The organism is Marinobacter sp. 3-2, from assembly GCF_003751355.1.
Lineage (GTDB): Bacteria > Pseudomonadota > Gammaproteobacteria > Pseudomonadales > Oleiphilaceae > Marinobacter > Marinobacter adhaerens.
The window spans coordinates 733,747-757,671 of the sequence record NZ_RJUQ01000013.1 but is presented as its reverse complement, the minus strand read 5'-3'; the positions used below and the strand labels follow the sequence as shown (position 1 = coordinate 757,671).

General features: G+C 58.8%; 25 protein-coding genes. 10 read left to right on the top strand and 15 right to left on the bottom strand.

The window, feature by feature from the left end; all coding sequences use genetic code 11:
* Positions 1-92: 92 nt before the first annotated feature.
* The 4 genes from rpoH to ftsY form a co-directional block, all read right to left on the bottom strand.
* Positions 93-953 carry an RNA polymerase sigma factor RpoH gene (gene rpoH / locus EDB94_RS10795; RefSeq protein ID WP_014578656.1) on the bottom strand — a complete coding sequence of 287 codons (861 nt, stop codon included), beginning with the start codon at positions 951-953 and terminating at the stop codon, positions 93-95.
* A gap of 191 nt (positions 954-1,144) precedes the next feature.
* Positions 1,145-2,152, bottom strand: a complete 1,008-nt coding sequence (gene ftsX, locus EDB94_RS10790) for a permease-like cell division protein FtsX (protein ID WP_108018353.1) — start codon at positions 2,150-2,152, stop codon at positions 1,145-1,147.
* Positions 2,142-2,834 carry a cell division ATP-binding protein FtsE gene (gene ftsE / locus EDB94_RS10785; RefSeq protein ID WP_008175683.1) on the bottom strand — a complete coding sequence of 231 codons (693 nt, stop codon included), beginning with the start codon at positions 2,832-2,834 and terminating at the stop codon, positions 2,142-2,144. Before ftsE ends, ftsX begins: the two co-directional genes overlap by 11 nt.
* 29 nt (positions 2,835-2,863) lie before the next feature.
* Positions 2,864-4,051 carry a signal recognition particle-docking protein FtsY gene (ftsY, locus tag EDB94_RS10780; RefSeq protein ID WP_108018352.1) on the bottom strand — a complete coding sequence of 396 codons (1,188 nt, stop codon included), beginning with the start codon at positions 4,049-4,051 and terminating at the stop codon, positions 2,864-2,866.
* 161 nt (positions 4,052-4,212) lie between these two features.
* On the opposite strand from ftsY, the gene rsmD reads away from it, so the two are divergent.
* Positions 4,213-4,863: a 16S rRNA (guanine(966)-N(2))-methyltransferase RsmD gene (rsmD, locus tag EDB94_RS10775; RefSeq protein ID WP_108018351.1), complete on the top strand. Its 651-nt coding sequence runs from the start codon at positions 4,213-4,215 to the stop codon at positions 4,861-4,863.
* Between the two features lie 77 nt (positions 4,864-4,940).
* Here rsmD and EDB94_RS10770 read toward each other — a convergent pair whose 3' ends face one another.
* A complete protein-coding gene (locus EDB94_RS10770) occupies positions 4,941-6,119 on the bottom strand; it encodes a fatty acid desaturase (RefSeq protein WP_108018350.1) in 1,179 nt (392 codons plus the stop codon).
* A 140-nt stretch (positions 6,120-6,259) separates the two neighbouring features.
* Between EDB94_RS10770 and mutM the strand changes: the two genes are divergently transcribed.
* The 8 genes from mutM (at position 6,260) to EDB94_RS10730 (ending at position 12,898) form a co-directional block, all read left to right on the top strand.
* Positions 6,260-7,072, top strand: a complete 813-nt coding sequence (gene mutM / locus EDB94_RS10765; protein WP_039882121.1) for a bifunctional DNA-formamidopyrimidine glycosylase/DNA-(apurinic or apyrimidinic site) lyase — start codon at positions 6,260-6,262, stop codon at positions 7,070-7,072.
* Between the two features lie 184 nt (positions 7,073-7,256).
* Complete coding sequence (locus EDB94_RS10760; RefSeq protein WP_008175672.1) at positions 7,257-7,586, top strand: hypothetical protein; 330 nt, start codon at positions 7,257-7,259, stop codon at positions 7,584-7,586.
* Positions 7,587-7,681: 95 nt separating this feature from the next.
* Positions 7,682-8,371: a GMP/IMP nucleotidase gene (gene yrfG / locus EDB94_RS10755; RefSeq protein WP_108018349.1), complete on the top strand. Its 690-nt coding sequence runs from the start codon at positions 7,682-7,684 to the stop codon at positions 8,369-8,371.
* Positions 8,372-8,412: 41 nt separating this feature from the next.
* Positions 8,413-8,820, top strand: a complete 408-nt coding sequence (hslR, locus tag EDB94_RS10750; RefSeq protein WP_008175667.1) for a ribosome-associated heat shock protein Hsp15 — start codon at positions 8,413-8,415, stop codon at positions 8,818-8,820.
* A gap of 69 nt (positions 8,821-8,889) precedes the next feature.
* A complete protein-coding gene (hslO, locus tag EDB94_RS10745; protein ID WP_008175666.1) occupies positions 8,890-9,744 on the top strand; it encodes an Hsp33 family molecular chaperone HslO in 855 nt (284 codons plus the stop codon).
* A 172-nt stretch (positions 9,745-9,916) separates the two neighbouring features.
* Positions 9,917-11,452, top strand: a complete 1,536-nt coding sequence (locus EDB94_RS10740; protein ID WP_008175663.1) for a phosphoenolpyruvate carboxykinase — start codon at positions 9,917-9,919, stop codon at positions 11,450-11,452.
* A gap of 87 nt (positions 11,453-11,539) precedes the next feature.
* Entirely contained in the window at positions 11,540-11,818 is a 279-nt protein-coding gene (locus EDB94_RS10735; protein ID WP_014578662.1) for a hypothetical protein, read from the top strand.
* A gap of 45 nt (positions 11,819-11,863) precedes the next feature.
* Entirely contained in the window at positions 11,864-12,898 is a 1,035-nt protein-coding gene (locus EDB94_RS10730) for a DUF2157 domain-containing protein (protein ID WP_108018348.1), read from the top strand.
* A 22-nt stretch (positions 12,899-12,920) separates the two neighbouring features.
* On the opposite strand, the gene EDB94_RS10725 is transcribed toward EDB94_RS10730, so the two are convergent.
* Together EDB94_RS10725 and EDB94_RS10720 are read right to left on the bottom strand one after the other, a co-directional pair.
* Entirely contained in the window at positions 12,921-14,984 is a 2,064-nt protein-coding gene (locus EDB94_RS10725) for a TRAP transporter large permease subunit (protein WP_108018347.1), read from the bottom strand.
* Between the two features lie 26 nt (positions 14,985-15,010).
* Positions 15,011-16,075: a hypothetical protein gene (locus tag EDB94_RS10720; protein WP_108018570.1), complete on the bottom strand. Its 1,065-nt coding sequence runs from the start codon at positions 16,073-16,075 to the stop codon at positions 15,011-15,013.
* Positions 16,076-16,369: 294 nt separating this feature from the next.
* Between EDB94_RS10720 and EDB94_RS10715 the strand changes: the two genes are divergently transcribed.
* Positions 16,370-16,642, top strand: coding sequence for an HU family DNA-binding protein (locus EDB94_RS10715; protein ID WP_008175654.1), 273 nt, complete (start codon positions 16,370-16,372; stop codon positions 16,640-16,642).
* A gap of 42 nt (positions 16,643-16,684) precedes the next feature.
* Here the strand turns inward: EDB94_RS10715 and EDB94_RS10710 are convergent, their stop codons facing one another.
* The 8 genes from EDB94_RS10710 to gshB all read right to left on the bottom strand — a co-directional run bounded on the left by EDB94_RS10710 (position 16,685) and on the right by gshB (position 23,640).
* Complete coding sequence (locus tag EDB94_RS10710) at positions 16,685-17,650, bottom strand: putative solute-binding protein (protein ID WP_228743866.1); 966 nt, start codon at positions 17,648-17,650, stop codon at positions 16,685-16,687.
* Positions 17,651-17,934: 284 nt separating this feature from the next.
* Positions 17,935-19,239: a dihydroorotase gene (locus EDB94_RS10705; protein ID WP_108018346.1), complete on the bottom strand. Its 1,305-nt coding sequence runs from the start codon at positions 19,237-19,239 to the stop codon at positions 17,935-17,937.
* Entirely contained in the window at positions 19,236-20,249 is a 1,014-nt protein-coding gene (locus EDB94_RS10700; protein ID WP_108018345.1) for an aspartate carbamoyltransferase catalytic subunit, read from the bottom strand. The genes EDB94_RS10705 and EDB94_RS10700 overlap by 4 nt, the downstream gene beginning before the upstream one ends.
* Positions 20,250-20,276: 27 nt before the next feature.
* Positions 20,277-20,786 carry a bifunctional pyr operon transcriptional regulator/uracil phosphoribosyltransferase PyrR gene (gene pyrR / locus EDB94_RS10695; RefSeq protein WP_008175647.1) on the bottom strand — a complete coding sequence of 170 codons (510 nt, stop codon included), beginning with the start codon at positions 20,784-20,786 and terminating at the stop codon, positions 20,277-20,279.
* A gap of 7 nt (positions 20,787-20,793) precedes the next feature.
* Positions 20,794-21,216: a Holliday junction resolvase RuvX gene (ruvX, locus tag EDB94_RS10690; RefSeq protein ID WP_008175643.1), complete on the bottom strand. Its 423-nt coding sequence runs from the start codon at positions 21,214-21,216 to the stop codon at positions 20,794-20,796.
* Positions 21,209-21,775 (bottom strand): YqgE/AlgH family protein, encoded by a 567-nt coding sequence (locus EDB94_RS10685; protein ID WP_181259031.1) that lies wholly within the window; start codon positions 21,773-21,775, stop codon positions 21,209-21,211. Before EDB94_RS10685 ends, ruvX begins: the two co-directional genes overlap by 8 nt.
* Positions 21,772-22,638 carry an energy transducer TonB gene (locus tag EDB94_RS10680; RefSeq protein ID WP_108018344.1) on the bottom strand — a complete coding sequence of 289 codons (867 nt, stop codon included), beginning with the start codon at positions 22,636-22,638 and terminating at the stop codon, positions 21,772-21,774. The genes EDB94_RS10685 and EDB94_RS10680 overlap by 4 nt, the downstream gene beginning before the upstream one ends.
* Before the next feature lie 48 nt (positions 22,639-22,686).
* Positions 22,687-23,640, bottom strand: coding sequence for a glutathione synthase (gene gshB / locus EDB94_RS10675; RefSeq protein ID WP_088558730.1), 954 nt, complete (start codon positions 23,638-23,640; stop codon positions 22,687-22,689).
* Positions 23,641-23,925 lie beyond the last annotated feature (285 nt).

Genomic DNA, 23,925 nt, shown 5'->3' with positions numbered 1-23,925 from the left:
TTAGATGGCCGATTATACAAACAAAAACGCCACCAACCGGAACCGGTGGTGGCGTTTTTTACGACCCAGGTACTCAGTGGCTAGCCAATAACTCAGGCCACCTCTGACATCTGTATGCGAATCTTCTTCATCGCATTCTTCTCTAGCTGCCGTATACGCTCGGCAGAAACGCCGTACCTGTCGGCCAGCTCGTGCAGGGTCGACTTGCTTTCAGACAACCAGCGCTCCCGGAGAATATCCTGGCTGCGCTCATCCAGTTGCCCCAGAGCCTGCATCAGCCGGCCATTGGAATCGTCCGACCAATCCGCGTTTTCAAGCTGGGTCGCCGGGTTGCTGCGAGCGTCTTCCAGATAGTACGCAGGCGCCTGATAGGCGTTGTCGTCATCGTCGTCCTGAGGACCGTCAAAGGCGGTATCCTGAGACGCCAGCCGACCTTCCATTTCGCGGACAACCCTGGGCTCGACACCCAGATCCTCGGCAACAGCGTTCAGCTCATCATGGCTGAGCCACGCAAGCTTCTTCTTCTGGCTGCGAAGGTTAAAGAACAGCTTACGCTGGGCCTTGGTGGTGGCCACTTTAACAATCCGCCAGTTACGCAGGATAAACTCGTGAATCTCTGCCTTGATCCAGTGCACCGCAAAAGACACCAGCCGCACACCGTATTCCGGATTGAAGCGCTTGACCGCCTTCATCAGGCCAACGTTGCCTTCCTGAATCAAATCCGCCTGAGCGAGGCCATAGCCGGAATAGCTCCGGGCAATGTGAATCACAAAGCGCAGGTGGGACATAACCAGCTGACGGGCGGCTTCCACATCGCCCTCGTAATGGAGCCGTTCAGCCAGCTCCCGCTCTTCGTCAACTGTGAGCACCGGGATGCGGCTCGCAGCCTGAATATAAGACTCGAGATTCTGACCCGGAACCAGTCTGTCAACCAGTTGTAAACTCGTACCCATGCTCTAACCTCCGAACCCAACGGCCCTAAATATATCAATTACCCTTTAGACCGCCAAGAACCCTGAAAGTTCCCGAAATTCCCAGTAAAACGTTATAAAACAACTATCTGGAAAATTCACCGTGGCTTTACTATTTATCAACCTACGCTAATAGAAGCTGTCTCTTCAATACGGTTTTCCCGTTATTCGGATCATGCTCCTCCGGCAATATCACCCGGCTCCATGTCATCCAGATGACGCTTCACGGCCACCCAAGCGCCTAGCCAGCCTAGCAGCATCGAAACAATTATCAACGCCAGGGCGCCATCAATGTGCAGCCCATCCAGGGAAAAGTCGCTCCTGTACAGGCCTGCCAGCCGCTCTATGGGCCCGCTGAGCCACCAAAGTGACAATTGCAGTAATATCAGGGCAACAATCCCACCACCGAGCCCGAACCAGGCGCCGGTGTACAGAAAGGGCCTGCGAACAAAACTGTCTGTTCCGCCCACCAGCTTCGCAACCAGAATCTCGTCCCGACGGCTCTCGATTGAAAGCCGTACGGTATTGCCGATCACCAGCACAACCGCCGCCGCAAGCAGGATCGCCAGCGCCCAGACAGCACGGGCAAGCAGATCCGTCATGGCGTTCAGCCTCTGCAACCAGCCCAGGTCTACCTGAACCCGCTCTATGCCTTCCATGCCCTCGATAAACCGCACCAACCCCTCAACACCCTCAGTGGACCGGGCGCCCTCTTCCGGGGTAATCAGCAGGGTATGTGGCAGCGGGTTATCCCCAAGATAGTCCAGAGCATCTTCCAGGCCCGATGAAGCGCGGAACTCTGCAAGCGCCTGGTCGCGATCCACCAGCTCAACACCTGCCACCCGGCCGTCTCCGGAAATTTCGTTACCCAGCACTCGGGCTCGTTCGAGAGGCACATCCAACTGGATATAGGCGGTCACCCGGGCGCTGCTCTCCCAGCCTGCGCTGACTCCCTGAAGACTGGTCAGCAGCAACAGCAATGCCACTGGCAGCGCCAGGGCAACCCCCATGACCGTCCACGTCATCAGACTCGCCACCGGTGTATGCAAAAGGCGGTTGGCACTGTCCCTGGCGACCTTGCGGTGATGGATGAAATAACTTTCTGCCTGCTCACGCCAGGGCGCGCGAGCCTGGTTGGCGCCGCGGGTAGGCTGTACTTTCTTGCGGGGATCAGCGGCCATGGACACCTCCCCCGAGAACTGGCGTGCCGCCGGCCACCAGACGGCCATGATCCAGTTTCAGCGTTCGACGCCCCATCTCGTTGATCAGGGCGATGTCGTGGGTTGCGATCAACACGGTCACACCCACCTGGCTGAACTGCCCGAACAGATTCATGATGTCCGCAGACAGAGCCGGGTCCAGGTTACCCGTGGGCTCATCCGCCAGCAGCACCGGGGGTTTGTTCACCACCGCCCGGGCAATACCCACGCGCTGCTGCTCCCCGCCAGAGAGCTGCATCGGGTTCATTTTTTCCTTCTGCAGCAAACCCACCTTGTCCAGGGCCGCGCGCACGCGGCGACCCGTATCTCTGGGAGAGGCGCCCATGACTTCCAGTGGCATGGCGACGTTGTCGAACACCGTGCGGTCAAACAACAGTTGGTGGTTCTGGAAGACCACGCCAATGTGGCGACGAATGTAGGGAATCTGGCGTCGGGGCAAACGGTTGAGAACCTGCCCCCCAACCACCACTTCACCGGCACTGGGGCGCTCCATCACCATGATCAGCTTCAGCAAGGTACTTTTGCCGGCGCCGGAATGACCGGTCAGGAACGCCAGTTCGCCACGCTCCAGGCCAAAGTTGACCTGTCGCAGAGCGGTGTGATCACTGTCGTAACGCTTGGTGACCTGGCGAAACTCAATCATGGGCGGCTTCCGCGCGGCTGGATTCCGGGCTATTCGTCAAACAGGGCGTCCACAAAGGTTTCGGCATCAAAACTGCGCAGGTCGTCCACCTGCTCACCAACACCAATAAACCGGATGGGCAACTGCAACTGACGGGCGATGGCAAACACGATACCGCCTTTGGCCGTGCCGTCCAGTTTCGTTAACGTAATGCCACTGACGCCGACGGCCTGCTGGAACACCTGCGCCTGGCTCAGGGCGTTCTGGCCGGTGCCTGCATCCAGCACCAGCATGACCTCGTGGGGTGCGGATTCGTCCAGCTTCTTCATAACCCGGACCACCTTTTCCAGCTCCTGCATCAGGTTGTCCTTGTTCTGCAGGCGGCCGGCAGTATCGGCAATCACAACATCAACACCACGGGACTTGGCCGACTGGATGGCATCGAAAATCACCGACGCACTGTCAGCACCGGTGTGTTGCGCCACCACCGGAACCTTGTTGCGCTCGCCCCAGACCTGCAGCTGCTCAACGGCAGCGGCACGGAAGGTATCGCCGGCGGCCAGCATGACCGATTTTCCTTCGTTCTGGAATTTCTTGGTGAGCTTGCCGATGGTGGTGGTCTTGCCCACCCCATTTACGCCCACCATGAGAATCACATAAGGCGTCTTGCCGGAGTCGATCTGCAGTGGCTTGGTGACATCCTTCAGCAGACCGTGCAGTTCATCCCTCAGAGCCTTACGCAGGGCCTCGCCGTCTTTGAGCTGATTGCGCTCAAGCTTGTCGGTGAGTGAGTCGATGATTTCAGAAGTGGCGGTTACGCCAACGTCTGCCATCAGCAGCGTCGTCTCGATTTCCTCCAGCAGCTCCTCATCAATTTTCTTGCCAAGCGAGAACATGTCGGACAAGCCACCGGTCAGGCTTGCCCGGGTTTTGCCCAACCCCTTTTTGATGCGCTCGAAAACGCTGACCTGAGGCTCCGGTTCCGGTGCTTTCTGCGGTTCTTCCGCGGGCTCTGGGGTCGGTTCCGGCTCAGCCACCGGCTCTGGTTGTGGCTCTGCGGCGGCAGGCGCTTCAATCTCGCCCTCTTCCGGCTCTGGTGCCGGCCCTTTGGAAACCTCGGGCTTGCGCTGCGGCACCGGCTTGGGGCGTGGTGCCCGGCTACGGTTGCCGACGATATCCAGGACAAATACGAGCACAAGAAGGGCCAGGAGGCCGATTGAAATCCACTCTGCCGTCATAAAAATCAATCCATCAGTCTGAATGGGCGGGACAAAGAAAGCCGGTATTCTAGCAGACTGTCCCGGTGAAGTGAGGGTCGCTCCGATTATCGCGACCGTAAACGTTTCCGGTAAGATGCAGGCACATATCCTGAACCGAATATTTCCGTGGAGCGGCGGCTATGGCGCGCAGACAATCCGCAAGCAGGTCTCACCAGACGAGATCCCCAGCCGGTCGCGAGGCGGCTCCGGCTGGCAAAGGCAGCGGCACCGGTGAGCTGCGAATCATTGGCGGCGACTGGCGCAGCCGCAAACTGCGCTTTCCGGACGCCGGTGGCGTTCGACCCACCCCCGCGCGCACCCGCGAAACCCTGTTCAACTGGCTTGCCTTCCACCTTGCCGGCAGTGACTGCCTCGATTTGTTCGCCGGCTCCGGCGCCCTCGGGCTCGAGGCTCTTTCCCGGGGTGCCGGGCAGGCCACCCTCGTGGACCACACGCCAGCCCTGGCCAGAGCACTGCGGGACAACCTCCGGTTGTTGAAATCCGACAACGGCGAAGTGGTGTGTTCGGACGTCGAAAGCTATCTGGCCCAGAGAAACCGGCCGCCATTCGATATCGTGTTCATGGATCCGCCGTTTCGCCAGGGCTGGCTCGAAAAGCTGTTTCCGTTGCTGGAACAACAGGCGTGGATCAAACCCGGCGGCTGGGTTTACGTGGAACACGAGAGCGAGCTGCCAACGCCTTCTGTGCCCGTTTCCTGGCAGCTGCACCGGCAAAAAAGTGCGGGACAGGTCACCTACTCCCTGTTCCGGGTTGTTTCCGGGCCAGAATAAAAAAGGGCCAGATGAACACTTTCATCTGGCCCCGGATTCCCCGCCGAAGCAGGTTTACGTCGATTCTCTACCCGGTATCAGGCCGAGGGGCGCAGCGAGTAGGCCCGGAGGTGCTCGGCGAACTCTTCCAGATAGCGGATACCGCTGGCTTCCGCCTCACGGCACCACTCCATCAGCGCGTTCAGCTTGTCCTGGGGTTTGAGCCCACGCTGGCGCCAGAGCGCCTGCAGCTCGTGGCTCTTCTCATAGATCTGGCGCAGCACCGCATTGCGCTCCAGCACAGACTCGAGGGTTTCCTTCTCCTTCGGCTGAATCAGCGTGATCTCACGGGAGAGCAGTTGCTTGAGCTTCCGGTAACGGGGACGGATCTCATCGTCCATCAGCGACTTCTGCTGGCGCAGGACCGGCTCCATGACACGTTTACGATACTGGCGCATGATATCAAACCGGTTGTTGGCGATGGCCTGAACCGTTTCCACATCCACCTCCAGTTTACCTGGCACATGGTGGGCAATCGGTCGATAACCCTTGGGCTTGGCCAGCCCGAACAACTGGAACAGGCGGATGTAGCCCCAGCCGATATCCACCTCGAACCAGCGGCGAGACAGCTTGGATGAGTTGGGATAGGTATGGTGGTTGTTGTGCAACTCTTCACCGCCAATCAGAAGACCCAGTGGGCTGATATTGCGGGCGTTATCGGCACATTCGTAGTTCCGGTAACCCATCCAGTGGCCGATACCGTTGACCACTCCGGCAGCCCAGACTGGAATCCACATCATCTGCACCGCCCAGATCCAGATACCGTGAACGCCAAACAGGGCCAGGTTGATTACCGCCATCAACGCGATGCCGAGCATCTTGTAGCGGCTGTAAACATTGCGCTCCACCCAGTCTTCCGGTGTCCGCTGGCCATAGCGCTCGAGCGTTTCGGGCGTCGCCGATTCCGCATAGAGTTCGGCGCCCTGGAACAGGACCTTGCGAATACCCAAGACGACCGGGCTGTGGGGATCTTCCTCGGTTTCGCACTTGGCGTGGTGTTTACGATGGATGGCGGTCCATTCCTTGGTGTTCTGCGCAGTGGTTAACCAGAGCCAGAACCGGAAGAAGTGTTTCAGGGCCGGATGCAGGTCCAGCGAGTTATGCGCCGAATGGCGATGCAGGTAGAGCGTTACACTGACAATCGTGACGTGTGTCATTCCGAGGGTGACCAGAATGAGCTGCATCACCGACAGGTCAAGAAGACCATTAAACCACATAGCAAATCCTCAAAATCAATATCTTTGGCGCGAGGCCAACCTTCACACTTTAGCGTACAGCTGTAAGCCACAACAACAGCATTTGGATGCAAAATTGTTACTGATTACACTTAGTCGTTTTCCACCGGAGATTCCCGCCCGTGCCTGAACTGCCCGAAGTAGAAACGACCCGACGGGGTATAGCACCCCACTGCGAAGGCGAGACAATAACCCGAGTGACAGTCCGCAACGGCAGTCTGCGCTGGCCTGTTCCGGCCGATCTGGGCGAGAAACTGGAAGGTCAGGTGATTAAAAGTGTAGACCGCCGGGCCAAGTATTTGTTCCTGAACATGGACCGGGGCACGGTAATTGTTCACCTTGGCATGTCCGGCAGCCTGCGCATCATCACTGACAACACCCCTCCCCTGACCCATGATCATATCGACGTGGCATTACAGTCTGGCGTCATCCTTCGATTCAACGACCCACGCCGGTTCGGCTGCTGGCTGTGGGCTGATTCCGCCGAAGAGCACCCGCTGATCACCCACCTGGGTCCGGAACCCCTGGCCCCTGAATTCAATGGCGCGCACCTGTTCCGGCTCTCCCGCGGCAAAAACACACCGGTGAAATCGTTCATCATGGACAATCAGGTGGTCGTGGGTGCCGGTAACATCTATGCCAATGAAGCGCTGTTCAAATCGGGCATTCATCCCCGGCGCAAGGCCGGGAGAATCAGCCTCGACCGCTATCACAGGCTGGCCGAAGCCATCCGGGAAACGCTCAGCGCCGCCATTCTGATGGGCGGAACCACCCTTCGGGACTTCGTGAACAGCGATGGCAAGCCCGGCTATTTTGCCCAGTCCCTGCTGGTGTACGGCCGGGGCGGCCAGCCCTGCAAGGAATGCGGGGCACCACTGAAGGAAATCCGGATGAACAATCGCTCAACGGTTTACTGTCCCCGTTGCCAGCGCTGAACGCTTACCAGATCGCACATTCTGCAACGAAAAATCGTTTGAAAATGCGCAAATATGATTCATAGTTAACAGAGGATTAACGCCCACGGTTTACAATAGGATGGTATCCGGTAGATACGATCCGGGTTTGCTTTTCTTTAAAGCACTACCCTTTCAGGGCCACTAAAGCTCAGGAGACAGTAAGATGACCCGCAAGATTTCCCGCACCCTGGTAGCCACTGTGGCGGCCTGCCTGTTGGCATTCTCATCCCTCGGGCACGCCCAGGCCGTGGACGAAACCCCGTCGGCACTGGCAATGACCGGTGATGCGATTTTTGTTCGCCCGGCCTTGCTGGCTACCACCATCGTGGGCAGCGCTGTCTACCTGGTCTCCCTGCCCTTCTCCCTGCTGGGCGGCAACGCTGATGAAGCAGGGGAAGTTCTGGTAATGGGCCCGGCCAAGGCGACCTTCGTGCGCTGCCTGGGCTGCACCCGTACCGGCAAGAAACCCGAGACGGTCCAGACCAGCAACTGATCCGGCTCCATCGGGCGCGCCTCCGTACTATCACGGCTTGCCCCGACGAGCGAACTCCGGCAGCCTGAAGAAAATTCTTCAGGCTGTTTTTCTCTATGGTTGACTGGTCCTCGCTTAACACGGTGTTCCTGGATATGGACGGGACACTGCTGGATCTGCATTTCGATAACCACTTCTGGCTCGAGCATCTGCCGGCAAGGTACGCCGAGCACTACGACCTCCACCCCCAGGAAGCGAAAGACCGCCTGATTCCGATGATCATGGCCGAGCGCGGCTCACTGAACTGGTATTGCACCGATTACTGGAGCGAGCGGCTGTCCCTCGACATCACGGGGCTGAAAGCAGAGGTAGGTGACCGGATCGGTTACCGCCCCCACGTCACGGATTTTCTCGATGCCCTCCGACAAGTCGGGCTTCACTCGGTGATTGTCACCAACTGTCACCCCGACCCCCTGGCCCTGAAGCTGAAACGAACTGGCCTTGATACACGGGTGGATGCCATTGTTTCCAGCCACCAGTTGGGCAAGCCCAAGGAAGATCCCTCGTTCTGGCAGGACCTCCAGCGAGTAACGCCTTACCAGGCCGAAAGCACCCTGATGGTCGACGACAGTTTTCCGGTGCTGGAAAGTGCGCTGGCGGCCGGCATTGCCCAATGTCTGGCGGTACTGGCACCGGACAGCCAGCAGGAAGCCCGCGAACAGCACCCGGAAATACCCTGTATTCATCACTTCGATGAAATTCTCCCCGCGCTTCGCCAGCGGTCGCCCCTGCCATCCGGCCGATGACAGGGTTATAATTGGGCTACAAGCCCATCAGGTGAGGAGACATGACGGCATCAACCGCTGACGACCAACGTGTAAGACTCGATAAATGGCTCTGGGCCGCCCGATTCTACAAGACCCGCTCCCTGGCCAAGGAAGCGATCGAGGGTGGCAAGGTCCACTACAACAGCCAGAGATGCAAACCCGGCAGGCTGGTGGAAGCCGGCGCAAAGCTGACGTTGCGCCTGGGCTGGCAGGAAAAAATCATTATTGTTGATGACATCAGCGACCGGCGCCGTGGTGCACCCGAAGCCCAGAAGCTCTACCACGAAACCGAAGACAGCGTTAAGAAACGCGAGGAAATGGCCTGGCAGCGTAAAACCATGCAGGCAGCGCAGCTTCCTCCGGCCAGACGCCCCTCAAAGAAAGACCGAAGGGACATTCAGCGCTTTCGCGAACAGAACGGCCTCTGAACCCTTTATTACATCCCCGCCCTAAGTCAAACGTGCAACGACCGGCATTCAGCATTCAGGAGACACAACATGGCAGCCCGCGACCAGTTCCAGCGCTTTATCTTTGAACACAGCCAGGTGCGGGGAGCCTGGGTTCAGCTAGCGGACAGCTATCAGGAAATCGGCAGCCAGGCGCCCTACCCGGACACGGTCCGGGAACTCCTCGGTGAAGCACTGGTGGCAAGCATCCTGATGAGCAGCACCCTGAAGTTTGAGGGTACATTGTCGGTACAGGCCCAGGGTGAAGGGCCTCTGCGCACATTAATGGCCGAGTGCAGCCACGACAGACACATCCGCGGCCTGGCCCGCTTTGATGAGCATGCGGTCAGCGAAGACAGCTTCCACGATCTGCTCGGCGAGGGTCGGATGGCTATTACCATCACGCCCAACCGCGGCAACCGTTATCAGGGCGTTGTACCCCGGGATCAGGAGACACTCGCCGGCTGCCTTGAGGAATACTTTGATCGCTCGGAGCAGATTCCCACCAGCCTGTTCCTGTTTGCCGACGAAAACGGCGCCGCCGGCCTGATGCTACAGCGCTTGCCGGGCGCCACAGAGGAGGATGAAGACCTCTGGGACCGGGTAAACCATCTGGCCCGAACTGTGGAAGCCTCCGAATTACTGGAGCTGGACAGCGAAACCCTGCTTCACCGCCTGTTCCATGAGGAGACCGTACGCCTGTTTGACTCCGAACCGGTCGCCTTCCAGTGCAGCTGCTCACGGGAGCGTACCCTCGGCGCCCTGGAAGCCATCGGCCGCGAAGAGTGTTACAGCATCCTGGAGGAAGAGGGCTCTATCGAAATGGACTGCCAGTTCTGTCATGCTCACTATCGCTTCGATAGAAATGATATTGATCATCTTTTCACCGGTCATACGCTACACTAGAAACACGTTCGATTAGCCGGGAACCCGCTGATAGCAAGGCTTCCCGGGCAGTCGTTTTTTACCGGCGTCTCTGGCATAATAGCGCGCCTGAATTGACCCGATTGCTCAGATTTCCGTCAATTTTAGGAAGCGGCCTGAGCAATCACTAAGACATCCCGAGGGCGAGGTCGAAGTGAGCAACACTTATAGTGATCTGAGTACAGCACGACTGGTTGAGGTGGCACTGGCGCGTGAAGAAGGCCAGCTGGCATCCAACGGTTCCCTGGTCGTAAAAACCGGTGAGCGCACGGGCCGGTCTCCCAAGGACCGTTATATTGTCGAGGAGCCCAGCACCTCGGACGATATCCACTGGGGTCCGATCAACCGTCCTTTCGACGCTGAAAAATTCGACGCCCTCTGGGATCGTGTTGAAGCCTACATCGCCGAGAAAGACCAGTTCGTGTCTCACGTTCATGTTGGTTCCGACCCGGAACACTACCTGCCGGTCAAAATGACGACCGAGACCGCCTGGCAGAATCTGTTCGGCCGCAACCTGTTTATCCGTCCGGACAGCTATAACCCGGCAGACAAGCAGGAATGGCAGATCCTGAACGCCGCCAACTTCGAGTGCGATCCCGAGCGCGATGGCACCAACAGCAACGGCTGCGTGATGATCAACTTTGCCAAGCGCAAGGTTCTGCTGGCTGGCATGCACTACGCCGGCGAGATGAAAAAAGCCATGTTCTCCGTGCAGAACTTCCTGCTGCCGGAAAAAGACGTGCTGCCCATGCACTGCTCGGCCAACGTCGGTGAAGACGGCGAAACCTGCCTGTTCTTCGGTCTGTCCGGCACTGGCAAGACTACCCTCTCCGCCGATCCGCACCGCTTCCTCATCGGTGACGACGAGCACGGTTGGGGCCCGGGCACCGTATTCAACATCGAAGGCGGTTGCTACGCGAAGTGCATCGACCTGACCCGGAAAAATGAACCGATCATCTGGGACGCCATCCGTTTCGGTGCCATTGTCGAGAACGTGACCATCGACCCTGAGACCCGTGAGCCGGATTACACCGACGTATCCCTCACCGAAAATTCCCGCTGCGCCTACCCGCTTGAGCACGTTGAAAAGCGCGTGATCGAGAACCGCGCCGGTGAGCCATCTCACATCGTGTTCCTGACCTGCGACATGACCGGCGTCCTGCCGCCCGTGTCCATCCTGAGCCGCGAAGGCGCCGCTTACCACTTCCTGAGTGGCTATACCGCTCTGGTTGGCTCCACCGAGATGGGCTCCTCCTCGAAGCTGAAGTCCACCTTCTCAACCTGCTTCGGTGCGCCCTTCTTCCCCCGTCCGGCCGGCGTTTACGCCGAGCTTCTGATGAAGCGGATGGACGAGTTTGGCAGCAAGGTCTTCCTGGTCAACACCGGCTGGACCGGCGGTCCTTACGGTGAAGGCCAGCGATTCAGCATTCCGACCACCCGTGCCATCATCGCCTCAATCCAGAATGGCGACCTGGACGACGTGGAAACCGAACACCTGCCGACCCTGAACCTGGACGTGCCCAAGCATGTTCCGGGCGTGGACACCGAGCTGCTGAACCCGCGCAACACATGGGTAAGCCCGGACTACTACGATGGCAAGGCCCAGGAACTGATCGCCCAGTTCGTCGAGAACTTCAAGAAGTTTGACGTGGCAGATTCGATCGTCGAAGCCGGTCCGAAGCTGAGCTAAGTCGATTACGGCAAGTAAGGAAAGCGCCCTGCGAAAGCACGGCGCTTTTTTTGTATGATAGCCCAACACACTTTAGGAAACGGCTTCATGAAACAGCGTCTACGCCAGCTCTTTTCGTTTATTCTCAAACCACTGGAATCCGGAAAGGTTGGGCCCAGCTACAAAGATTCGCACCGCACCGTGCTGAATGTGGTGGGCGTCCTGTTCCTCGTTCTGGCGACGGTGTCGGCGGCTATGCTCGTTTACACCGGTAAGGCAGGCGCCTTGATTCCCGTGCTTGTTTTCTTCGGTATTGGTGGCGTGTCCCTGGTGGTCGGGACGTTGGGCTCGGATGCCGCGGTGTCGAAGATGTGGGGCAATCGGTGAGCTGAACCGGTTCCAACAAGGAGGGTTATTCGTGGGGAAGCATTCATGGAACTGAAGCGCAGTCTTCTCGATCAAGCCGCAGGCAAAGATATCATAACGGACGAACAGGCTGACCAACTCTGGACGTTCCTCTCAGAACAGCAGCAACAAACACCCTCTTTCCGTTTCACCCACATCCTCTATTACTTCGGCGGGCTGATTGCAATCGGGGCCATGAGCCTGTTCATGACCCTCTCGTGGGAAAGCCTTGGTGGATGGGGTCTGCTGCTGATTGCCCTGATCTACGCCGGCGCAGGCCTGTGGCTCACCGAGTTTTTCCTGAAGCGGCTGAACCTGAAAATTCCTGCCGGGATCACTGCCACTTTTGTCGTTGTCCTTACTCCACTCGCGGTTTTCGGGTTTCAGGCCGGCATGGGCTGGTGGTCGGGCGGCCATGAATACCGGGACTACCACCGCTACATCGACTGGAGCTGGTTATTCATGGAACTGGCTACACTGGCCTCAGGCGCAGTCATGCTGTGGCGCTACCGATTGCCCTTCCTGGTCATGCCGGTGGCCGTCACGCTCTGGTACATGAGTATGGATCTGGCTCCCTTCCTGTTCGGTGAGGAGTACCTTGCCTGGGAGCTCAGGAAATGGGTCTCCCTCTGGTTCGGACTCCTGATCGCCCTGCTGGCTTTCTGGGTGGATATCCGAAATCAGAGCAGCCGCGACTTTGCGTTCTGGTTATACATATTCGGTGTGACGGCTTTCTGGAGCGGACTTTCCCTGATGGAGTCTGAGAGCGAGTGGAGCAAGCTGCTCTACTGCATGGTGAATATTGCCATGATTTTCACCGGGGCCATTCTGGGCCGGCGGGTATTCGTGGTCTTCGGCGGTCTGGGAGTGGCCGGGTACCTTGGCTATCTTGCCTACGAGGTTTTCGAGAACAGCCTTCTGTTTCCAATTGCGCTTACGTTGATTGGTCTGGCGATCGTGTGGTTGGGCATTCTTTGGCAACGGCACGAACAGCCCGTTTCAGACCGATTGCGACGCCTTCTTCCCACACCGCTCAGGGAACTGATCGAGCGTCGCCATTAGACAGAGAGCCAACACCAAAACCTCAGGCGTAAAAGATAAGGGGTATGAAGGCCACCAGCACCAGCGAAATCCCCATGGCAATCAGCGGCATAATGATACGCTCATGGCGCTGATAAAAAGTCCCCGTTTCCTGTTGCGCCGCCAGCACTTCCGCCTCTCCAACCACCTGCCGGGTCAGCAGATGGTTCAGGGCTACCGGCGGGCTCAGGTAGCCAAGTTCAAATGCCACCAGGGTCACCATCCAGAAATGGATCGGATGAATTCCGCTGGAATAGGCAATCGTGGCAACCGTGGCGGTCACCAGGATCACGGCACCGAATGCGTCCATGATCATGCCCAGGATCACCAGGATTACCACCATCAGCAGCATGGCCGACCAGGCACTGTCGAACGACTGCGGGAAAACCTCCATCAGGTGGGCCCGCTCGATCACACCACCGATGCTGACCGACAGCCCCAGCAACAGCAGCAGCGCGCCAATTTCCGCCGTCGTATCGTTTGTGGCGCCGCGGAGACTTCGCTCCAGGCCCTGATGATTGATCTCTCCCGAGGCTTTTCCTGACCGGTTTTTCAGGCTGACATGCTCGTACACAAGGATTGCCAGCATGATCACCGGCAGCAGCCTTGGCGCCGAGAATTCATCCATGCTCACGTCCAGCGCCAGCCGGTAAAACAGCACCACGGCAGCGATGACCAGAACGTAGGGAATCAGGGGTTTGAGCGCCTGCGTCATGGCCGGGAAGGCTTCAGCAGAGGGCGCCAGGTTGAATTCACTCTGTCGGTTCACACTGAGGGCCACGATCGCGAACATGGTGGCGGTCAGCACGAACACCCAGATGCCCCAGCCAAACAGCTCATCAGTGGTGACTTCCCGGTTCAGGTAAGCAATGACAACCACCAGCAGGCAGGGGCGCAAAACCACGCCCAGGGAACCGGACATAGCGGTCGCCGCCAGGGCCAGATGCCGCCGGGCACCGGCGGCACGCAGCTCACTGTATATCACTGCGCCGGCCGCGATCACGAAAATGCCGGAAGCGCCGGTGTAGGCCGTTGGCACGGCCGCCACCAGAACCGCTACAACCGCCAGCATTTCCGGTGGCATGCGCCAGGGCCGGAAGACATTGAACACCAGGGTGGCCAGGCGGGTCTGCTTGAGCATCATGCCCACCCACACATACAGACCGACATTCAAAAACATGTCGGACAGCTCCATCATCTTGCCGAGATAGATACCAATCCCGGAGGCGTGTCCGATCAAAGCGAAATAGGTGCCGGAGATCAGGCACATCACGGTATACAGGGGAACAGCCAGGAAAGCCTTGTTCAGGCTGCCGCCCTCCTGAAGGTCATCGGGAACGCGGAACAGCCGGTACAGGCTAGCCAGGGTCAGGCAGGCGAAACCGATAATCCAGAAATTGTGCAGCAACAGCTCTTCCGATGAGACCGCCGTGTCCGAGCCAAGGCTGGATTGTCGGAAGATCGCACTCGAGCCCAACAACATGGCGTTGGCAATGGTTTGCAGGGTATGAGAGACGGTGTAATCCAGCCGGGTTTCCATGGCACGCATGGCGATATGATGACGAGTGAGAGTCGCCGTGACCGCACACAGCATGACAAGGATCACGAGGATGAAACGCTGTGACTCCAGGCCAAAGGCGATCAGGTCAGCAATAAAAAGTTCGATGGCCCGATAGGCTTTCACCCCTGGTGTCAGCTGTTCACTGAGATTCTCGAAATTCTGGTGGGCCTCGCGGCAGTCAGCAACCGCTCGTTCGATGGCAAGCCGGACGTCAGCCGGGTCTTTTTCCTCGGCCCCCAGCAACGCGGCCATCGGGTCATCCGTCTCGGCATCCGCCGCCATTTCTTCAGCAACCGCCGCGTCGATATCCCGGTTCGGGTCGCAGGTGGGCTGAACCGGATCCATCCGCAACTTGTAATAGCCACTCCAGAGCTGTTCACCGCCCCGAAGCATCTGGTTGTGGATGTCGCTGCTCGTGGAGAAAATGACCACCGCAAGCAATAACAGACAGGCGGGCAGCGATGAAAACCACTCCAGCCCGCTACGATGAAAACCGCCCTTCGACATAACTGATTACTCTGGGTAGGGAGTGGTTACAGCAGATCGTCCAGATCCATGGTTTCAACGGCTTCCGCCTGGTCATCCCAGAAGCTGCCCAGCTGCCCCATGGGGGTACGGTGCCCGGTGTTCTCAACCCAGAGACGGTCAGAAACCGCGACGATCATATCGGTGGCCATGGCGTCCACGAACCGCCACTGCTCATTGGCCGGCGTAGTCTCGATCGATTCGGCATGATCCCGGATCACCGAACGAACCATGGCTTCGTCACCCTTGTTCAGGGCCGCGATGGCGTGGAACACGTGGGGCAAACGCACACCCGCAACCTCGCCCTGATCGTCGGCGATGGCCAGCCGTTCAAACGCGTTCTCACCCTCGGGCTGGGCACCCGGAATCATCGCCCACACCGTTGCCCGCAATGCCATGGGCGCACCCCACCATTTTTCATTATCGAGGCAGCTTGTGGCCCGGGCGGCAATGGAGCCAACGTTCGCCGGTACGCCAATGGACGAGGTGGACTGAATCTGGGCATTAAGCGCCTGGAGGCCGGAAAGAAGACCCGCCATGTAGATGAACTCGTCCATGTCGTCATCAAAATCCGGGCATTCGCCATCGGCAGGATTGCCGTAATGGGCATTGTGGTGCTGCCAGGCCTTGTAATAGCGCCGGGCAGCAACGCTATGCGCGCGCTTCTGCCGGATCATGGCATCCTCGGCCTCATTGCCGTTCATGGCATTCAGGGCGGCAAGTGCGGCCAGCTCGTGCTCCCTTGCCTCTTCTTCGGCGCAGCCGCCGGCACTGAGGTAGAGCATCACCGCCAACTGGTCCGGCTCATTGGTAACGCGGCCGAAGGACATCAGCAGTGGCGCAGTCGCCTCGCTCATGGCGCACCCCATGGCCAGATCATTGCTTTCCATCAAAAAAGGCACCGTGTGATCCCTGGAGAAGCCCTGCATCACATCCCCGGTAGTCTTGTACATCACGTGATTCACCGCGCTGCAGCCGCCAAGGACCAAACTGGCCGTGAAAGCCGCCACAAGGTTACGTACTCGACGCGTGGAAAATGGCGACTTGCGGGAGGGATTCCGGAAATGGGTCATACCTTCTTCACCTTTTGCGTTTTTTGTTCTGATGCAGCCCTGCTGCAATCGCACGGCCCGGACTCTGGCGGAGAAACCGGTTTGTTACAGTCTGTAACCAGGCACGCATTATGGCGCAGGAGGCCCCGTTTTTATGCGACCGATGCCGCAAATGACGCCAATTTACACACACCTATGCCACCCCTTGGTTTGCACAATGGGCCGCGAGCCACTATAGATTGGAGCAACCGAGAGTCGTTGTGATTCCGGCCAGTACAGACCGAACCCGCAGAAATACAATAAAAGGAGTATCCGATGCGCAAACCTGAACTCGCCGCGGCCATTGCCGACCGCACCGGGCTGACCCGGGAAAAGGCCAGCGAAGTAATTACCGCATTTACCGACCAGGTATCGGCCGCCGCCTCCCGTGGCGAGGATGTCACCCTGATCGGCTTTGGCACTTTCAACATCCGCAGCCGCGAAGCGCGTGATGGACGAAACCCGCAAACCGGCGAGACCATTCGCATCCCTGCCAGCAAAACCGTAGGCTTCAAGGCCGGCAAGGCTCTCAAAGACGAAATCCGCTAGTCAGGCACAGGCCCGCAGCTGCGGGCCTGCTCTACCCCTGGTTCAGGTTCCGGCGACGGAAGCACACTCGGAGCGAGTGGCATCTACCCGGCAGCGAATCGCTTTCATCAACTTGATAGCCCGCTCATCGTATACACCGTCCTCCAGCAACGAGAGACGCACCTTGCGCAGCATCTTGTCGTATTCAGCGGTGTCTTCCTGGGGCAGCTGCATCCAGACGTCTTCCGGAATTTCAGCCTCTGCCTGGGCAATAATCTCGTAGGCTTCGTCTATGCGTTTGATGGCCTGGTCACGCACCATCTGGCCGGCCGAATCCGGGAACCGGTCACGGTGGATGATTACCTGGAAATTCATATACCCGAGGGCATATTTGACCACCGCACCGTTGGGCTGAACGCCCTTGTAAAGTTCCAGTGGTGTGTAGGCGACGGCCGGAGCATAGGCCAGGTCCACGCTACCGTTGTTGAACTTGCCGGCAAAGTTGGCGGAATTGGACCCCACCACAGATGCCCCCACATGGCGAACCATCCGCACGGATGCCTGATCGTAATCGAGGGTTGCAATCCGTTTGCCCTGCAGTTTCTCAACAGAATCGATGTTGCGGTCCCGGGTGTGGAGATAAATGGCGCCCCCGGGGAATACACCGGCAACCTCGTAGGGACCATCAATCAGGAACGGCCGGGCTTTGGGCTGGCTGAGGGTGTTGTACAGCAGCCGCATTTCCTCTTCGCCGGGCACTGCGCCCATGGCTTCAAGGCTGCCCGTGAACTTGTTGAATTCCCGGGCCCGGGTGCCGGTGAGCAGCACGGCGTCGCACTGGCCCGCCTTGAAGTCCTCGGCGGCCACCTTCTCATCGGTGTAGGCGCGAAGGTCCAGCTTGATGCCGTTTTTCAGAGCAACCGGCTGGAAGGTTTTGGTGATGGCAAACAGGGGACCATTGGCACCAACCGGGTCAAAAACGCAAAAGCTGCGTTCCAGAGGCTCGTTCTGCGCCTGTGCCTGCCCCATCGAGGGGAATACCAGACTGGCACAGAGGGCAGCTGCCAAAGCTACCCGCTGGGGGAGGTTTGCTGATTTCACGGGATGACTCCTGATTATTATTGTCGGGCGCCGGTCTGTGAAAATGAACCGGTCAGGCCACGCTTTCCTTGGTCGACCATAGGGCGACGGCTACAAGAATACGTTGGCACAGGTGCCTGCCATCAAGGGTTTTTCAGCAAAAAGGGGGGATTCTGTGATGGTGTCGACAGAGGTTCCGCAACCCCTGCCGCACTTTGTCGCCTAAGCCGGATTCAGATTGCCGGCTTTGGCCAGGCCTTTCGACCCTCACTGAGAGTGAGCCGGACGACACCCGGCAGTTCGCGATCGGTCACCGGCGCATGGCGACCGGCTGAAACCAGTGTTTTCGAGTTCGGTGTCCAGAAGGCATCAGGATCAAACACACAGACATCAGCGATTTCACCCTCGGCAAGGCGGGCTGTTCTGCCCAGCGCGGAAGCCGGACCGTTGGTCAGCGCGCGAATCAGATCAGGCAATGCCAGCTCATTCATCTCCACCAGTTCCAGCCCCAGCGACAGCACACTCTCAATGCTCGACAGTCCCGGCTCGGTGGCTGCCATGGGGGCCTGCTTGGCGGCGGTATCGTGAGGTTGATGCTGGCTGACAATGGCATCAATCACACCGTCCCGAACACCGGCTATCAACGCCTTCCGATCGCCCTCGCCGCGCAGAGGAGGCCGAACATGGAAGCGGCTGTCGAAACCGGCCAGGGCCTCCTCGGTGAACACAAGCTGGTGCATGGCCACATCGGCGGTTACCGCAATGCCGCGGCGGCGGGCTTCAGCCAGCATTTCAACACTGCGACCACAGGAGAGCTGGCTCAGATGCAACCGTACCCCGGTTTCCTCCGCCAGCAACAGCATTTCCATCACCGCAGCGGTTTCCGCCACTTCCGGAATACCGAGCAGCCCCAGGCGCGAGGTTACCAGGCCGTCGTGGGCGTAGCCGTCGGCAGCCAGGGCCTGGTTCTCGGGACTGAACATTACCGTCAAACCAAAGGTCTGGGCGTAGGCCATGCACCGGCGCAAGATGCGGGCGTTACGCACGCCCCGGGAGCCATTACCCACAGCGACACAACCCGCTGAGGCCAGGCCCGCCATGTCGCTGAGCAAATCCCCCTCCAGACCACGGGTGATGGCACCAATGGGCAACACCCGGATCGGCGACCGGCTGGCGGCGCCGTCCCGGATCAGGTGGGTGACGGCACTGGAATCGTTCACCGGCGAGGTTTCCGGCGAAGCGCAGACCGTCGTGAAACCGCCATGAGCCGCTGCGAGAGTTTCCGAGGCAATATTGCCTTTCTGGCCATTGCCCGGCTCACGGAGGTTACAGCAAAGATCCACAAAGCCCGGCGTTATGACAGCGTTTTCTGCGCTGATTGTCTCGTCGGCATGTGCCCGGGCGGCAGCTTCGCCCATCGCGGCAATACGGCCATCCCGAATCAGCAGCGCGGTATTCTGCTGCTCCGGGCCCTGACCATCGAACAGTCGGCCTCCGGTAATCTTCAGGCTGGTTCCGGATGTGTTGACACTGCTCATGCCTGGCCCCTCTCACTCAATTTCTGCTGCCGTTCTGAAACCTGGCCACCCATGGCCATGGACATGACCGCCATCCGGATGGCGATGCCGTTGGTCACCTGGTTCAGAATGACCGACTGTGGTCCGTCGGCAACCGCCGATTCGATTTCAACGCCCCGATTGATCGGCCCCGGGTGCATAACGATGCATTCCGGATGGGCCAACGCCAGTTTTTGCTGGTTCAGGCCGTAGAGCCGGTAGAACTCGCGCTCGCTGGGCAGCAATGCGCCTTCCATCCGCTCTTTCTGCAGTCGCAGCATGATGACCACATCCAGATCCTTCATCCCGCGGGTCATGTCGTATTCCACCGTGCAGCCGAGGCTTTCCACGTCTTTGGGAAGCAGGGTTCCCGGGGCAATGACGCGAACTTCCTCCGCACCCAGCTCGTTGAGAGCCCGGATCTGGGAGCGGGCCACTCGGGAGTGCAGCACGTCGCCAACGATAGCGACTTTGAGGCCCTCGAAACGCCCCTTGCGCTGGCGAATCGTCAGCATATCCAGCATGGCCTGCGTCGGGTGAGCGTGGCGACCATCACCAGCGTTGATGATGGCGACGCCGGGCGTCACGCTCTCGGCAATAAAATGCGGCGCACCACTCTGGGAGTGCCGGACCACGAACATGTCGCTGGCCATGGCTTCCAGGTTGAGCAGCGTGTCAGACAGGGATTCGCCCTTGGAGGTGGCCGAGGTGCTGATATCCAGGTTGAGCACATCCGCAGAGAGGCGTTTGGCCGCCAGCTCAAAGGTACTGCGGGTTCGGGTGCTGGACTCGAAAAACAGGTTTACCACGGTTCGCCCGCGAAGCAGTGGCACTTTCTTGATGGTTCGCTCACCGACCTCGATAAAGGAGTCCGCCGTGTCCAGGATGTCGGTCAGCAGCGCCCGATCCAGACCGTCGAGAGTGAGGAAATGCCGCAACTGACCATCCCGGGTCAGCTGCAAGTGGTGCGGGGAAGAGTCGTTCGCGGTCATGGGTCGCCTGTTATCCGATTCGGAGGTTTATTGTCCGGCTTCCTGAAGCTCGATACGGAGCGGGTCGGGGCCACGCAGTTTGACGCGTTGATGGGATTCCAACGCCATTGTCTTGCCAGCCACATCCGGCTGGATGGGCAGTTCCCGGGCACCGAGGTCAATCAGGGTGGCCAGTATGATACTGGCTGGACGGCCATAATCGAAGATCTCATTCATGGCGGCGCGGATCGTCCGGCCGCTCATGATGACATCGTCAATCAGGATGATGTCACGGCCTTCGGTATCGAAGGGCAGACTCGAGGGTTTCACCCGGGGATTCAGGCCGATGCGGCTGAAATCATCGCGGTAGAAGGAGATGTCCAGTTCGCCGAACGGCTCTTCGATGCCAAGGCGTTTGCTCAGCACGTCGGCCAGCCAGACGCCTCCGGTCCGTATACCGATCAGGACCGGGGATTGCACGCCCCGTTGCTCGAGCGCCTGACGCAGCCCGGTTTCCATCTGGTCAAGCAACTGATCAATATCAAGCAATGCCGTCATTCGGTCCTCACTGTTGAAAAAAGGTTTCCAGGATCAGCACCGCGGCCCGGTCATCCACTCCGTGGCGACCAAAATCACGACTGCCTCCGGCGGCCATCACTTCACCCTTGGCCTCGAAGCTGGTGAGCCGCTCGTCCACCATCTCGACCGGCACGTGGTAGCGCCCATGCAGGCGCTTGCCGAATTTGCGCGCCCGGGCACACATATCGTTTTCGGTGTCGTCCATGTTGAGGGGCAAACCGACCACGACCAGGTCCGGACGCCACTCCTCGAGCAGGGACTCAATCTGTTGCCAATCGGGGATACCGTCTCGGGCAGGAATCAGAGCCACCGGTTGGCCGGATCCAAGCAACTCCTGACCAACCGCTACGCCAATACGGCGGGTGCCAAAATCGAACGCCATGACGCGACGGCTGGCCGGTTCAGGCATGACCGACCGATTCGCTGAGCTGATTGAGATCAATGCCGATCAGCTGCAGCACCGCCTTGTAGCGCTCTTCCCAGGGAGTACGGAACAGGATGTCGGTGTTGGCCGGACAGGTGAGCCAGGCGTTGCTGCCCAGTTCCTCTTCCAGCTGCCCTTCGCTCCAGCCGGAATAGCCCAATGCCACCAGGTACTCGTCGGGACCTTCGCCACGACCAATGCCTGCCAATACATCGCGGGATGTGGTCAGCAGAACATCGTCGGTGACCTTCGCCGTGTTCTGCCAGCTGGTGCCTGGGGGATGCAGCACAAAGCCGCGTTCCGGCTGCACCGGACCACCGCTGAATACCGGCAGATCCAGCTCGCCGCCTGGCAGGTCCAGTTGTTCCAGGATTTCACCCAGGTGGATGTCCAGCGGCTGATTGATCATTAACCCCAGGGCACCGTCGTCGGAATGCTCGCAAATGTAGATCACGCCGCCATGGAAACGGGGATCAGCGAGATAGGGCGATGCCACCAGGAACTGGTGGCGCAAGCTATGGGGAGAGTGTTGTGATGCTGTCATCCGGATGTCAGCCCCCGACGCTGGAAGGACCAGGTACGTATGATTTCGAGTTCATCCACCTCTTTCCGCATTTCGTCCGGAAATGGTGCAAAAGGTGAGGCCATCCTGACTATACGGATGGCAGCATCATCCAGGACGGTGCTGCCGGAAGACTGCAGGATCGCCACCTCTTTAATGGTGCCGTCTTTCTTGAGTGACACCAGCATTCGCAGTGTGCCATAGATTCCGGCATTGCGCGCCTCGGTCGGGTAGTTGATATTCCCCACCCGCGTTACCTTGCTCACCCAGTTCTGAACGTACCAGGCGTTGGTGGACTTGAGCGTAGAGGCGGCGGTTACCCGCATCACCCTGGGTTTGCGGGCATAGGCCTGCTGCTGGGCATCGAATCGGGCCTCAAGGCTGGCAATTTCCAGGCTGCGCTCCATCAGGCTCTTTTTCTCGCGAACCGGCAGAGGCTCCTCTTCCGGCCTGGTGCGCTCCTCAGGCTGGCGAACCTTCTGACGGGAAGAACTTTCGGTCTGAACGACCTGCTTTTCCTGACGCGGCTGCGGCTCGGTTTGCGCAGGAGGCTCGGGTTGAACCTGGGCCACCTGCGGCTGGCTCACCTCCGCCGGCTGCGGGGTGGTCATTTCCCGAACCTCTTCCTCGGTACCACTGCCCTTCTGACTGGTCTGGGCCAGGAAATCCGCCTTCTCCGGAGCTTCCTCATCGTCAAACTGGGACAGGGTGATTTCCATGGTCTGGGCAGAGGAACGGGGCGGTTCAGGCGCAAAGGTGATTCCCAGCACCACGATGGCGTGCACCGCCAGCGCCATAAACAGGGTGAAGGAAAACCGGTCGAAGTCGCTTACCTGAACTGCCATTCCTGATATGGATCCTGTCGTTATACCTGCCCGGCCGCCATCACCGGATTATGCCTGGCCCAGACGCTTCGCAATCGCGTCCATCAATAAGCCACCAATATCGATCCCGAAGGCCGCATCGAGTTCCCGGATACAGGTCGGGCTGGTGACATTGATTTCGGTAAGGTAGTCACCGATGACATCCAGGCCCACAAAAATGAGGCCTTTCTCTTTGATCACCGGGGCAACGCGTTCGCAGATCTCACGATCCCGCGCGGTCAGTTCACGACCTTCACCCCGGCCGCCGGCGGCCAGATTGCCCCGATTCTCGCCATGGGAGGGTATTCTCGCAAGCGAATAGGGGACCGGTTCACCGTCGATCAGCAGGATGCGCTTGTCGCCATCGCTGATTTCGGGGATGTATTTCTGGGCCATGGCCTGGTGCGTGCCATAGTTGGTGAGGGTTTCGATGATGACACCGAGATTGAAATCGTTTTCCCTGATACGGAAGATCGAATGACCGCCCATGCCGTCCACCGGCTTCATGATGACATCGCCGTGTTCGGCGTAGAACTCGCGGAAGCGACTCGCCGAACGGCTGACAAGTAGTGGCGGCGTCAGGTCAGTAAACTGCGTGGCGAACAGCTTCTCATTGCAGTCGCGCAGCGTGGACGCCGGATTGACCACCAGAGCGCCCTGTTGCTCGGCCGCCTCCAGTATATAGGTGGCCATCAGGAACTCCCGGTCTACCGGCGGGTCCTTGCGCATGAGGATGACATCAAGATCTCCCAGCGCCCGGTCCTGGGACGGCCCGAAGCCGTACCAGTTTTCCGGATCCATGTGCACAGTCAGGTCACGGGTGTGCGCCATGGCACGGCCACCGTCCAGGTACAGGTCGGGGAGCTCCATGTACTCGATTTTCCAACCGCGTTTCTGGGCAGCCAGCAACATGGCCAGTGAGCTGTCTTTCTTGAAGTGGATATCTTCAATCGGATCCATCACGATCCCGAGTCTGACGGTCATGGGCGTTCCTGCACTCCTGAGGGTTAAAAACACGAACCGGTCTGCAGAGCGGACCAGACATTAAGTGCTATGCTTTGAAATCAGATGGTATTGTACCCGAACTGCAAATGCATCCGGAGAAATCCTCAGTCAGTTACGTGACGTTGCGGGCAGTAGTACATTTGGTCACAAACTAATACTTTTTATCCGGCCATTGATAATCTATAAATGAGCGGGGTTTATAGAAGAACCTTAAGGTTTGTGTTAAAACCCCCGTTTTAAAATAACGACAGTCGCTGAGCGCAA